The sequence below is a fragment of the Bradyrhizobium sp. SZCCHNS1022 genome, from assembly GCF_032484835.1.
Classification (GTDB): Bacteria; Pseudomonadota; Alphaproteobacteria; order Rhizobiales; family Xanthobacteraceae; genus Bradyrhizobium.
Map to the genome: position 1 here is coordinate 1586878 of NZ_JAUETT010000001.1, position 13241 is coordinate 1600118.

A 13241-nucleotide genomic window follows, 5' to 3' on the forward strand; every position below is an offset into this window, starting at 1 on the left:
GTCAGCGCAATGCTGCGGAGCGCAAGACGAAGGCCTTCGTCTCGAGCTTCACCGTCGCCGAGCCCGAGAACTGGACGTAGCTCAGGCCCTGCGCAGGATCCTCCGAGAAGCTCATCGCAAGCACCATCTGCGGCTTGACGAAATAGTTGCGCATGAGCGTGAGGTCGGGGTCGCCCAGTGTGGTGACCGACATCGAGCTCGACACGCTCGGGGCCAGCAACATCGCCCGCATCCAGATCGTGTCGGTGCTCTTGGCGGCGGAAATCCGCGTCTCGGTCGTGATCACACCGTCATGCCCTTGCGGGTCCTTGGCGGCCGGCGTGGTGGTCTCGGCCGCAGGTGCCGCATTGCGTGCCGGCGAGCGGGTGTTGCGGACCGGGATCGGTGCCGATGCTGCGACGATCCGGGAGCGGTCGACCGGGGAGGAAGCGGGAGGCGCGAACGCCATCGCGTTCATCAGACTGGCAGTCGGCTGCGGGTCGGCCGCGTGGCGCGCCGTAATCGCTGCGACCTGCTCGGGGGTCGCCTGTTTCGGATTGGCGGGATCGTCCCCCCAGAAGCCGCGCGCATTGATGATGTCGGACATGGTCTGCGGTGCAGCCTGGTCGCCGGCGGTCTGCGCCCCGCCGCTAGCCGATGACGCCGGCTGCGGCTTGCCGGCCTGAACCAGCTGCGAATCGGCGGAAGCAAGCTGCAACGTGTTCACGAGCTTGCCGCGGCCCAGTTTGGCGTCCGCGGCTTTGCCGTTCGCCGCCTTGCTGTCGCCGGCCTTCGGGTCCGTTGTTTTGGCCGGAGCCATCGCTGCGACCTGCACCGGCTTGGCATCGGCTTCCGAGGCGCTCTCCTCCTCATCCTCGGCAGGACGGCCACGGAACAACCGCGCAAACAGGCTCGGCTTGCTCGACCCTGCATCATCGCCATTGCCGCGCTTCTCGATATCGGCCCGCGCGAGCTCATAGCCCTTCAGCGGCGCGCCATCGGACGGAATATGAACGGTGCGGCCGTCGGGGAAGACTCTGACCAGCTGGTCATGGGTCATTCGTGGCCAGTGGCGGATATTGCCGGTATCGAGATGAACGAAGGGCGAGCCGGACGTCGGATAGAAGCCGACGCCGCCGCGCTGCAGCCGGAGGCCGGCATAGCGAATCTGTTCGAGCGGCACGCCGGGGATGAAGAAATCCATCGCATGCCCCAGCATGTGCTGGCTGTAGCGGGCCACGCCCGTATGCGCCGAGCGCCGGCGCAGCATCGCATTGGTGGCCGGCGAGCGGTAGGACGAGATGATCTGGATCGGCTGCTTGCCGTCGACGTCGCGATAGACTTCCCACAGGATGTCGAACAGATGGCGATTCATCACCGTCTCGTCCTGGGTGCGCCAGTCGCGCAGGTAATGATTGAGCTTCTTCAGCGCCTCTTCGTCATAGCGGCCCTCGCGCTTGAAGGTGACCGTGAGGTCTTCGCCGGAATGGGTGTGGTGAAAGGAAAGCGTGCGGGTCTCGTTCAGTGCCGTCGCGTCATGGACCGACCCGGCAGCGCCGAACAGCAGCACCGAGACCAAGCCGATCTGACATCCAGCCTTGCGGCCCGTCCTGGGCAGCGAATGCCATTGGCGCGCGAAAATAGACAGCAAGATGCAGCCCACCCGTCGACGAGCGTTTACTCAAATACCCTCTTGCGGCCCGTCCGGCGGAAGAGAGAGCAAACGCGTATTTAAGGCGGGATGGTTAAGGGAGATTGACCGGCCCGCCCCCCAGATTAGGCTTAACATAAGCGCTTGAGTGTGGCGAAAAAGTGCCAGTGATTCTTGGTGGGTTGGAATGGTTACCAAAAGAACAACCCCGCTCACGGGCCACGGGCCGGGAGCGAGGTTGGCGAATCAGCCGGACAAGCTGGAACAGTCGGCCCGCCAGCTCAGCGGGTGAAGATCCGGCGCTGCTGTGACTGGCCGCGACGCCCCACCGGAGCCGGTGGCGTCGGGTTGCCGAAGCCGCCGCCGAACAGGCGCTCGAAGAAGTTTGGCCCCGACGAGAAATCATTGCCGCTGGCGACACTGACTGAACTCGGCAGCGGTCCGGTTGGGCGCGAATAGCTCGGCTGCGCGTGGGCGACCACGTTTTCGAGGTCCTTGCCGCGGTTGTTCTTCAGCATCCCGATCATGGTGGCGTCGCGGCCGTAGATGTCCTTGCGGACTTGCAGCTTGCCGGCATCGTCGACGAAGGCGGTCTGATAGGTGATGTTGACCGGAATCGGGGTCGGGAATTTCAGATCGACCTCGCTCGAGCCGTACATGCTGCGGATCTTCTCCGGCGTGTAGTGCTCGTTCGGCTGCGTGATGTTGAGCAGCACCGAGGCATATTGATCCGGATACTGCACGCGCATGCAGCCATGGCTGTAGGCGCGCTCGTCCTTGGCGAACAGGTATTTGTCCGGCGTGTCGTGCTGATAGACCAGGAACTTGTTCGGGAAGTTGAAGCGGACGCGGCCGAGCGCATTGCCGTCGCCCGGCGGCTGCGAGATGTGCACCGAACCGTCGCGGTTTCGCTCCAGCCTCAGACCCATGCGCGCGAGCACGTCCGGATCCTGCTGCAGCGCCGGCAGGTATTCGCCATAGACGATCGAGGGCGGCACGTTCCAGGTCGGATTGACCGTGATGTATTTCATGGTCTCGGTCAGCAGCGGCGTGGCGTGAATTCCCGGCTTGCCGACCACGACCCGCGTGGTCCAGACCTGCGCGCCGTGCTGCATGACCTTGAGCGTGTAGTCGGGAATGTTGAGGATCACATAGGCGTCGCCGATCCCGGGGGCGCCGAGATCGCGCGGCAGCCAGCGCCAGCGCTCCATGTTGACGACGATGGTGTCGATCTGCCGGTCGCGCTTCGGCGTGTTGAGCGCTTTGACCGTGCGATCATCGAGAATGCCGGTCGGCTTGAGGTCGACGCCTGCCTGGAATTTGCGGACGGCGGCGGCGAGCTTGGCATCGTAATTGGTGTCGTCCGCGTTCTCGGTGAGCCCGAGCCTGGCGCGCAGCTGCGGCACGCGCGGATCGGACATCTGGGCCTCGGCCTCCGGCGCGTTCTTGCCGCGCGCCGGCGTATATTTCAGCGCCGGGCCGTCATCGATCTTGATCGTGCCGGCACCCGTATCGCCGCGCAATTCGGCGAGCTTGGCCTTCAGCTCCTTGTAGAGCTTCTGCGGCGGATTGTAGCTGTCGAGCGCGGCGGAGGCATCCTTCGCGCCGATGACATTGGCGAGCACCTCGTTCGGATCGACCGGGTGCTCGGGATATTGGATGTCGCCGGAGACCTGGGACCAGTGCAGGCGGCCGCTCTGCGCCTGCCGCGCATAGTCCAGCATGCTGGCGGTCAGCTTCAGGTCGGCTTCGGCGAGCGCATCGGGCGAACTCGTTGCCGCGGCGAAATCCGGCACCGGATAGTCTTCGGGATTGAGCCCGTCGGAAGCGGCATCCTGCAGCCGTGCGATGACGCCCTTGGCCGACGCCGTCAGGCTGCCAGCTTGTGTCCAGATCGGGGCGTAGTCGCGGGTCGTATAGAACTTCTCGACGGCCGCACGCTCGGCCTTGCGATCGAAATAGCGGAGGCCCTTGGTGGTCATCAGGTCGCGCAGGCGATCGGCGACCGGCTGGTCGGCGGCCGGCACATTGCTTGCGGCCTTGACCGGATCCTTTGCGGGCTCGGCGGTGGGCGCAGTGGCCGTGGCCGGAGCGGATGGCGCGGCGGCCGGTGCCGTCGCGGCCTTGTCCGGCTCGGTCGACGGCGCAGCCGCGCTGCTCGCCGGCTTGATCACGGGAGCAGGCGGCGCGGTCGCGGTGTCCTGCGGTGCTGCAGGCGCTTTGGCCGCATCCGGCGAAACCGTGGCGGTGGTGTCGAGCTTGAAGTCGCTTGCGGTCGGTGGCGGCACATTGGCGGGCTCCGGCCGCGGGATCGCTGCTTCGATTGCGAGTTCGGCGGCGCTGCTGCGCGCATCGCTTTGCGCCAGCGCCGATGTTGCCGATACCGCGAGGAAGCTTGCCGCGACGGCCATCAGCACGCGGTCATATCCACCACGGTTCTTCGAACAGTCTCGCATCGTCGCTTCCCTTGGATGTTCTGCTCCGGCAGGGAGCAGCGTCGGTTTTCGTCGGTCGGCTCAAGCGCCAGTTTCTGAGAGCGGCACGCCTGCACGCAACGAATTACGTCAAACGGTAACCAAGCCCCGCTTACGCGGCCAGCGCCATGCGGAGCAACTCACGACAAACTGACTCTCCGGAAAAAACCCGATCAGCTCTATCGTGCGTTTGTGCCACGCGTTTTTTCCTGTGTCTGTCACCGCAAGGCAACGGTTCAGATGTTCCATGGTTGCGCAGCCTTGCGGCGTTTTTCAGTCGATCAAGAGGGCATGTCGCTCTAATTCGATGCAGGGGGGCGATTTGCCTCATTCGACCGGAGGGTGGCTCGCACTGGTGTCCGCCTCGGCATCGTCGCCATTGATGTCATCGAGTTTGCGATAGAGCGTGGAGCGGCCGATCTTCAGCCGTCGCGCCACTTCGGACATCTGGCCGCGATAATGCGTGATCGCAAACCGGATGATCTCATTTTCGAGCTCTTCCAACGGGCGGACCTCGCCCTCCGGCGTGAGCATGGCCAAAGCGCCGTGAAGGGGCAGGGGAGCGATTGGTATTTCATTACCTGGAACGACTGCAGGTGCCGCCTGGAGGGGACGCTCGATGACGAGCGGCGGCGCCGGCTGCACCGGCGGTGCATGGGTGGGAATCAGCGGGAAATCGGCGAGATCGAGCTGGTCGCCCTCGCTCATCACGACGGCGCGATAGACCGCGTTCTCGAGCTGGCGGATGTTGCCGGGCCAATCGAGCTGGGTGAGATAGCCGACCGCCTCGCCGCTGATGCCGGTCAGCACACGATTTTCCTCGGCGGCGAAGCGCGCGAGGAAATGCCGCAACAGGTGCGGAATGTCTTCGCGGCGCGTGCGCAGCGGCGGGATCGTCAGCGGCAGCACGTGCAGGCGGTAGAACAAGTCCTCGCGAAAATGGCCTTCTTTCACCTGGTCGAGCAGCTTGCGGTTGGTCGCGGAGATGATGCGCACATCGACCTTCACCGGCCTGCGGCCGCCGACCGCCTCCACGGCGCCTTCCTGCAGCGCGCGCAACAGCTTCACCTGCGCGGTGAGCGGCAGCTCGGACACCTCGTCGAGGAACAGGGTGCCGCCATGGGCCTCGACGAACTTGCCCATGTGGCGTTCGGTCGCGCCGGTGAATGCGCCCTTCTCGTGGCCGAACAGGATCGATTCCACCAGATTGTCCGGGATTGCGCCGCAATTGACCGCGACGAACGGTTTGCTCTTGCGCTCGCTGCTGCCGTGAATGGCGCGGGCGAACAGCTCCTTGCCGACGCCGGATTCACCCTCGATCAGGACCGGGATCGCGGATGCCGCAGCCTTGTCGGCGATGCGCAGGATCGGCGTCATCGCCTCGCTGCGGCTGATGATGTCGGCGAAGGTCAGTCGCCCCTCGCGGCTGTGGCGGATGCGTTGCAATTCGCCCTTCAGCGCCGAAGTGTTGAGCGCGTTGCGAAGTGAGACCTGCAGCCGCTCCAGGCCGACCGGCTTGACCACGAAATCGTGCGCGCCGGCGCGCATGGCCGAGACGACGTTATCGATGCCGCCATGGGCGGTCTGCACGATCACGGGGATGGACAGACCGGCTTCGCGCATCTTCGCGAGCACGCCCATGCCGTCGAGACCGGGCATCACGAGGTCGAGCAGGAGAGCGTCGATGGCGGCCGCATCAGGGCCGGTCAGCTTGTCGATGACCGCGTCGCCGGTGTCGACGACAATCGCTTCATAGCCGCATTTCTGTACCATGTTCTCCACCAGCCGACGCTGGACGGGATCGTCGTCGGCGATCAAAATGCTGGCAGCCATGGCTTTCCTCGCACGCTACAACTATCTGTCTCGAATCGGGGCACTCTCGCCGACACCGATTAACGCAACCTTAATCGTTGCGGTTCGCGACAACGTTTGAACAACAGGTTACGGACACGATGAGCTCGCGCGCTTCTTCTTCTGCCCTCCGCAAGACCGCCAAGCCGACTGCGAAGCCGGCCACCAAGTCAGTCGCCAAGGGCAAGGCCCCAGCGAAGCCGACCAAGAAGAGTCTCGCCAAGGGGCCGGCGAAGCCGGTCGCCAAGACTGCCGCCAAGACTGTCGTCAAGGCTGCCGCCAAGAGCGCTGTCAAGGGCGGCATCAAGACCGGCGCGTTGCCGGTGTGGAACCTGGACGATCTCTATGCGGGAATCGAGGCTCCGGAGATCACGCGCGATCTTGAGCAGATGGATGCGGACTGCATCGCGTTCGAGACCGATTATAAAGGCAAGCTCGCCGAGCACACTGCGCGCGAGGATGGCGGTGAGTGGCTCGCGGGAGCCGTCCGACGCTATGAAGCGATCGACGATCTCGCAGGACGGCTCGGGTCTTATGCAGGGCTCGTGCATGCCGGCGACAGCGTCGATCCTGCAATCTCCAAATTCTACGGCGATATTTCGGAACGGCTGACCGCGGCCTCGATGCACCTTCTGTTCTTTCCGCTCGAACTCAACCGCGTCGACGATGCGGTGATTGAGCGTGCGATGCAGGCGCCCGCGCTCGACCATTACCGGCCCTGGATCGAGGATCTGCGCAAGGACAAGCCGTACCAGCTCGAAGATCGCGTCGAACAGTTGTTTCACGAGAAATCACAGACCGGCTATTCGGCCTGGAACCGGCTGTTCGACCAGACCATCGCCGCGCTTCGCTTCAAGGTCGGCGGAAAGGAGCTCGCAATCGAGCCGACGCTCAGCTTCCTGCAGGATCGCGACGGCGCCAAGCGCAAGGCGGCTGCCGAAGCGCTGGCCAAGACCTTCAAGGCCAATGAGCGCACCTTTGCGCTGATCACCAATACGCTCGCCAAGGACAAGGACATTTCCGACCGCTGGCGCGGCTTCCAGGACGTCGCGGACTCCCGCCATCTGAACAATCGCGTCGAGCGTGAGGTGGTGGACGCGCTGGTTGCTTCGGTGCGCGCGGCCTACCCGAAACTGTCGCATCGCTACTACGCTCTGAAGGCGCGCTGGTTCAAAAAGAAGAAGCTCGCGCATTGGGACCGCAATGCGCCGCTGCCTTTCGCCGCCACCTCGACCATCGCCTGGCCCGAGGCGAAGGATATGGTGCTGACGGCCTATCGCGGCTTTTCGCCTGACATGGCCGACATCGCCCAGCGCTTTTTCGATCAGCGCTGGATCGATGCGCCGGTGCGGCCGGGGAAGGCGCCCGGGGCCTTCTCACACCCGACGACGCCCTCCGCCCATCCCTATGTGCTGATGAACTATCAGGGCAAGCCGCGCGACGTGATGACGCTCGCCCATGAGCTCGGCCATGGCGTGCATCAGGTGCTGGCGGCCAAGAATGGCGCGCTGATGGCGCCGACGCCGTTGACGCTGGCGGAGACCGCGAGCGTGTTCGGCGAGATGCTGACCTTCAAGCGGCTGCTGGGCGAGACCAAGAATGCCAAGCAGCGCCAGGCGCTGCTCGCCGGCAAGGTCGAGGACATGATCAACACGGTGGTGCGGCAGATCGCGTTCTATTCGTTTGAGCGCGCCGTGCATACCGAGCGCAAGAACGGCGAACTCACTGCCGAGCGCATCGGCCAGATCTGGCTGTCGGTGCAGAACGAGAGCCTCGGCGAGGCGATCGAGATCAAGCCGGGCTATGAGAATTTCTGGATGTACATCCCGCACTTCATCCATTCGCCGTTCTACGTCTACGCCTATGCGTTCGGCGACTGCCTGGTGAATTCGCTGTATGCGGTCTACGAGCACGCCGCGGACGGGTTTGCCGAGCGCTACCTCGCGATGCTCGCTGCCGGCGGCACCAAGCATTATTCGGAGCTGCTCAGGCCGTTCGGCCTGGACGCAAAGGACCCGAAGTTCTGGGATGGCGGCCTGTCGGTGATCGCCGGCATGATCGACGAGCTGGAGACGATGGGGTGAGGGCAGGGACGTAAAACATCTGTTAAACGGTTGCCTCGGGCGTGTTGTACGGATTGTATAACGCGCCCGTAGGCTATCTGGAGCCTGTCATGAAGATCGAGATCAAGAAGATCGGCAATTCCGATGGGCTCTTGCTGCCGCGCGAATTGATGCAACGGCTCGATCTCAAGCGCGGCCAGCAGTTGCATATCGTCGAGCTTCCCGGCGGCGGCTTCCAGGCGCTGCCTTACGATCCGGATTTCGAGCGGACGATGGAGATCGCCGACGAGATCATGGATCAGTACAGGGATACCTTGGTGGCCCTCGCGAAATGAGCGAGGCGCCGGAGCCGCTCTGGATCAGTTACGAGCAGGCCATCGCGATCCATACCCGCCAACTCCGCCGCTTCGGCGGGGCGTCGGGCTTCCGCGACGAGGGAATGCTCCGCTTGGCACTCGAGGAGCCCGTCAATAAATGGAGCTACGAGCACGCCATGCTGCCTAGGCTCGGGGCGGCCTATGCCTTCGGCCTTGCAAAGAACCATGCCTTTGTCGACGGCAACAAGCGGATCGCTTTCACGGTGATGACGACGTTTCTCCGAAGAAACGGCACGGCCTTTGCGCCCGATCCTGCACAGGCCACGATCATCATCCTCTCCCTCGCTGCGGGCGAGGTCAGTCTGACCCGCTGGATCCGGGACAATTGGCCGCCTCAATGACCTGATAAGAAAAGGCGTGCAATCGGGGCGCCGTTGCCCTGCGACCGGCTTTGCGCTATGCGAGCCATTAAAGGAAATTTTTCGGGGGACCCAGATGGCAGATCACGGCGAAGTCGCCTATTCGACGGCTGACGGCAACGACTACGCGGCGCATGAGGCGACCTATGAGGGCTTCATCAAGCTGGTGAAGTACGGCACCATCACCGTCGCGCTCATCGTCATCTTGATGGCAATTTTCCTCACTTAAGTCCATTTGCCCGCCGCAAGTTGCCGGCGGGCTTTCGGCCGCCCGGCTGAAACACCTGGAATTCCGCACCCTACCAGCTCGCGCGCGCGCCCGCGCCGGAGGCCTCATGAAGATTGCCGTCGCCAAGGAAATCGACCCGTCGGAGCCGCGGGTTGCCGCCTCGCCCGATACGGTGAAGAAATTCAAGTCCTTAGGCGCCGAGGTTGCGGTCGAGCCGGGCGCCGGCGTCAAGTCGGGCGTGCCGGATGCCGAGTTTGCTGCCGCCGGCGCCACGGTGAGCGCGGATGCGCTCAAGGACGCCGACATCGTCATCAAGGTGAAGCGGCCGGAGCCGTCGGAGCTTGCCCAATATAAGCGTGGCGCGCTGGTCATCGCGATCATGGACCCCTACGGCAATGATGGCGCACTGAAGGCAATGGCCGATGCCGGTATCTCGGCCTTCGCCATGGAGCTGATGCCGCGCATCACCCGCGCGCAGGTGATGGACGTGCTGTCGAGCCAGGCCAATCTTGCGGGCTACCGCGCCGTGATTGAGGCCGCCGAGGCATTTGGCCGCGCCTTCCCGATGATGATGACCGCGGCCGGCACGGTGCCGGCCGCGAAGGTCTTCGTGATGGGCGTCGGCGTCGCCGGCCTGCAGGCGATCGCGACCGCGCGTCGTCTCGGCGCGATCGTGTCCGCGACCGACGTGCGGCCTGCCACCAAGGAGCAGGTCGAGAGCCTTGGCGCGAAATTCCTCGCCGTCGAGGACGAGGAGTTCAAGAGTGCGCAGACCGCCGGCGGCTACGCCAAGGAAATGTCCAAGGAGTATCAGGCCAAGCAGGCGGCGCTGACGGCCGAGCATCTCAAGAAGCAGGATATCGTCATTACGACCGCACTGATCCCGGGCCGGCCGGCCCCGCGGCTGGTCACGCTCGACATGGTCAAATCGATGCGGCCCGGCTCGGTGCTGGTCGACCTCGCCGTCGAGCGCGGCGGCAATGTCGAGGGCGCCAAGCTCGGGGAGACGGTCGACGTCGACGGCATCAAGATCGTCGGTATTCCGAACCTCGCTGGCCGCGTCGCGGCCTCCGCCTCCAGCCTCTATGCGCGTAACCTCCTGTCCTTCATCGAGACCATGATCGACAAGGCAACCAAATCCCTGGCCGTCAATTGGGATGACGATCTGGTCAAGGCCACGGCTTTGACAAAGGATGGCGCCATCATCCATCCGAATTTCCAGCCGAAGGCATAGTCAGAGGCATCAGGAGAAAAGTCATGGAGCATGTCGCCCAAGCCGTTGATCCCTTCGTGTTCCGGCTCTCGATTTTCGTGCTGGCCGTGTTCGTCGGCTACTTCGTCGTATGGTCAGTGACACCTGCGCTGCATACGCCGCTGATGTCGGTCACCAACGCGATCTCCTCGGTGATCGTGGTCGGTGCGCTGCTCGCGGTCGGCGTCGGCATGATCTCGAGCGGCAGCGGCTGGGCGCGCGGCTTCGGCTTCATCGCCTTGATCTTCGCCTGCGTGAACATCTTCGGCGGCTTCCTCGTCACCCAGCGCATGCTGGCCATGTACAAGAAGAAGTCCAGGTAACAACGCCGCATCGCGCGCAGGCATCAACGGGGCATCTCGCAATGAACGCCAATCTGTCGGCACTCCTTTATCTCGTGGCAGGTGTGCTGTTCATCCTGTCGCTGCGCGGCCTGTCGAGCCCGGCCACCAGCCGGCGGGGCAATTTCCTCGGCATGGCCGGCATGGTGATTGCGGTCGTCACCACGCTGGCCAATCATCCGCCGGCGGATGGCGTCGCCTGGATGCTGGTCATTCTCGGCATCGCGATCGGCGGCGGCATCGGCGCGGTGATCGCGCGCCGGGTGCCGATGACCGCAATGCCCGAACTTGTCGCGGCCTTCCACTCGCTGGTCGGCATGGCCGCGGTGCTGGTCGCGGCCGGCGCGTTCTATGCGCCGGAAGCCTTCGACATCGGCACGCCCGCCAACATCCACACCCAGAGCCTGGTCGAAATGTCGCTCGGCGTCGCCATCGGCGCGCTGACCTTCACCGGCTCGGTGATCGCGTTCCTGAAACTGTCGGCGCGCATGAGCGGTGCCCCGATCATCCTGCCGGCGCGGCACCTCATCAACATCGTGCTCGCAATTGCCCTGGTCGCCTGCATCGTCGGCCTCGTCGTTACCGGCAGCGCGGGCTTCTTCTGGCTGAACGTCGTCCTGGCGCTGGCGCTCGGCGTGCTCATGATCATCCCGATCGGCGGCGCCGATATGCCGGTCGTGATCTCGATGCTCAACTCCTATTCCGGTTGGGCCGCGGCCGGCATCGGCTTCACGCTCGGCAATTCGGCGCTGATCATCACCGGCGCGCTGGTCGGCTCGTCAGGCGCGATCCTGTCCTACATCATGTGTCACGCGATGAACCGGTCCTTCATCTCGGTCATCCTCGGCGGATTCGGCGGCGAGACCGCAGCCGCAAGCGTCGGCACCGGCGAACAGAAGCCGGCCAAACTCGGCTCGGCCGAGGACGCCGCCTTCATCATGAAGAATGCCTCCAAGGTCATCATCGTGCCCGGCTACGGCATGGCGGTGGCGCAGGCCCAGCACGCGCTGCGCGAGATGGCCGACACGCTGAAGAAGGAAGGGGTGGAGGTGAAATACGCCATCCACCCGGTCGCCGGCCGCATGCCCGGCCACATGAACGTGCTGCTCGCCGAAGCCAACGTGCCGTACGACGAGGTGTTCGAACTCGAGGACATCAACTCCGAATTCGCCCAGGCCGACGTCGCCTTCGTGATCGGCGCCAACGACGTCACCAACCCGGCGGCCGAAGAGGATAAGTCCTCGCCGATCTACGGCATGCCGGTGCTGCAGGTCTGGAAGGCCGGCACGGTGATGTTCATCAAGCGCTCGCTCGCCTCCGGCTATGCCGGCATCGACAACCCGCTGTTCTACCGCGACAACACGATGATGCTGCTCGGCGACGCCAAGAAGATGACCGAGAGCATCGTCAAGGCGATGTAAATCACCAGACGCTATGTCGGAAACCGGCTAAACTCGCTTGGCCAGAGACTAGGCCGGAGCCATCCAATGCTGGACCGTCGCGAGGTGATTGCAGGCGCAACCGCAACCTTGGCGGCTGGCGATGTCGGTCTCGCGAGTTCAGCCGCGCCTGCCGGGCCATGGCAAAAAGCGGCTCCTACCGATGCCGGCCTGACGGCGGACCTTGCGCCGCGTCTCGACAGACTGATCGCGGACAAGCGCGTATGGGGCCTGCACGGCGTGCTCGTCGTGCGCCACCGGCGGATCGCGTTGGAACGCTATTTCGAGGCGGAAGACAATAATTGGGGGCAGTCGCTGGGCCTCGTGCGATTTGGCCCAGATACGCTGCACAATCTCTATTCGGCAACCAAGAGCATCGTCGCGCTGCTCTATGGCATCGCGCTCGCGGACGGCAAGGTTCCGCCGCCAAACGCGCCGCTCTACGCGCAGTTCCCTGAATATCAGGACCTGGTTGCGGCCGATGAACGGCGCAGGCAGCAGACCGTCGGACATGCGCTGTCGATGTCGCTCGGCACCCGATGGAACGAGATCGGTTTAGCCTACGACAGCCCAGATAACGACGAGATCGGCATGGAGATGGCGGAGGATCGCTATCGCTTCGTGCTGGAGCGGCCAGTCATCGGGCCTCCTGGCAAGCGCTGGCAATACAGTGGCGGCGCGACCGCGCTGCTCGGCCGGCTGATTGCCAAGGGCACGGGGCGTTCATTGTCCGACTATGCGCGCACCGCGCTGTTCGATCCGCTCGGCATCGGCCGCACGGAATGGATCACCAGCAGCGAGACCTGGGTCGGCCGGCAACGCGGCTCGGCCGATGGCGAGCCGGTGGCAGCTTCCGGCCTGCGCATGACGCTGCATGATCTCGCGCGCATCGGCCAGCTCGTGATGGACGATGGCAAGGTTGGTGCGCGCCAAGTGGTGCCCGCGGATTGGCTCACGGAGTGTTTCGTCCCGCGCGTCTCCGTCAACGAGCTGCAGCGCTACGGCTATCAATGGTACCTTGGCGACATGGAGTTTCGCGCCGGCGACAAGGTGCATCTGGAGCATTGGGTCGGCGCCGCAGGCAATGGCGGCCAGCGGCTCTATGTTATGCCTGATCTCGACCTGATCGTTGTCGTCATGGCAGGAAACTACAGCGCGCCCGATCAATGGATGCCGCCGATCCGCGTCGTGCGCGAGGCCGTGCTGCCGAGCCTGTTGATGTGATG

11 protein-coding genes are annotated in these 13241 nt (G+C 64.2%); 8 read left to right on the forward strand and 3 right to left on the reverse strand.

Annotated elements, in window-relative coordinates; translation table 11 throughout:
* Window position 1: 1 nt before the first annotated feature.
* The 3 genes from QX071_RS07160 to QX071_RS07170 form a co-directional block, all read right to left on the reverse strand.
* Entirely contained in the window at window positions 2–1630 is a 1629-nt protein-coding gene (locus QX071_RS07160; protein WP_315701566.1) for a DUF882 domain-containing protein, read from the reverse strand.
* A 281-nt stretch (window positions 1631–1911) separates the two neighbouring features.
* Window positions 1912–4086 carry a murein L,D-transpeptidase gene (locus tag QX071_RS07165; RefSeq protein WP_315701565.1) on the reverse strand — a complete coding sequence of 725 codons (2175 nt, stop codon included), beginning with the start codon at window positions 4084–4086 and terminating at the stop codon, window positions 1912–1914.
* Between the two features lie 345 nt (window positions 4087–4431).
* On the reverse strand, window positions 4432–5937 hold the full coding sequence (locus QX071_RS07170) for a sigma-54 dependent transcriptional regulator (RefSeq protein ID WP_315701564.1): 1506 nt from the start codon (window positions 5935–5937) through the stop codon (window positions 4432–4434).
* A gap of 119 nt (window positions 5938–6056) precedes the next feature.
* On the opposite strand from QX071_RS07170, the gene QX071_RS07175 reads away from it, so the two are divergent.
* The 8 genes from QX071_RS07175 (at window position 6057) to QX071_RS07210 (ending at window position 13239) form a co-directional block, all read left to right on the forward strand.
* Complete coding sequence (locus QX071_RS07175; protein ID WP_315701563.1) at window positions 6057–8039, forward strand: M3 family oligoendopeptidase; 1983 nt, start codon at window positions 6057–6059, stop codon at window positions 8037–8039.
* 89 nt (window positions 8040–8128) lie between these two features.
* Entirely contained in the window at window positions 8129–8353 is a 225-nt protein-coding gene (locus tag QX071_RS07180) for an AbrB family transcriptional regulator (protein WP_315701562.1), read from the forward strand.
* Entirely contained in the window at window positions 8350–8736 is a 387-nt protein-coding gene (locus QX071_RS07185) for a type II toxin-antitoxin system death-on-curing family toxin (RefSeq protein ID WP_315701561.1), read from the forward strand. The genes QX071_RS07180 and QX071_RS07185 overlap by 4 nt, the downstream gene beginning before the upstream one ends.
* A 94-nt stretch (window positions 8737–8830) precedes the next feature.
* Window positions 8831–8983 (forward strand): aa3-type cytochrome c oxidase subunit IV, encoded by a 153-nt coding sequence (locus QX071_RS07190; protein ID WP_315701560.1) that lies wholly within the window; start codon window positions 8831–8833, stop codon window positions 8981–8983.
* Window positions 8984–9089: 106 nt separating this feature from the next.
* On the forward strand, window positions 9090–10217 hold the full coding sequence (locus QX071_RS07195) for a Re/Si-specific NAD(P)(+) transhydrogenase subunit alpha (RefSeq protein WP_315701558.1): 1128 nt from the start codon (window positions 9090–9092) through the stop codon (window positions 10215–10217).
* A gap of 23 nt (window positions 10218–10240) precedes the next feature.
* Complete coding sequence (locus QX071_RS07200) at window positions 10241–10558, forward strand: proton-translocating transhydrogenase family protein (protein ID WP_315701557.1); 318 nt, start codon at window positions 10241–10243, stop codon at window positions 10556–10558.
* A gap of 41 nt (window positions 10559–10599) precedes the next feature.
* The gene (locus QX071_RS07205) at window positions 10600–11997 is read left to right on the forward strand and encodes an NAD(P)(+) transhydrogenase (Re/Si-specific) subunit beta (protein ID WP_315701556.1); all 1398 of its coding nucleotides are present in this window, start codon (window positions 10600–10602) and stop codon (window positions 11995–11997) included.
* A gap of 66 nt (window positions 11998–12063) precedes the next feature.
* The gene (locus tag QX071_RS07210; protein WP_315701555.1) at window positions 12064–13239 is read left to right on the forward strand and encodes a serine hydrolase; all 1176 of its coding nucleotides are present in this window, start codon (window positions 12064–12066) and stop codon (window positions 13237–13239) included.
* Window positions 13240–13241 lie beyond the last annotated feature (2 nt).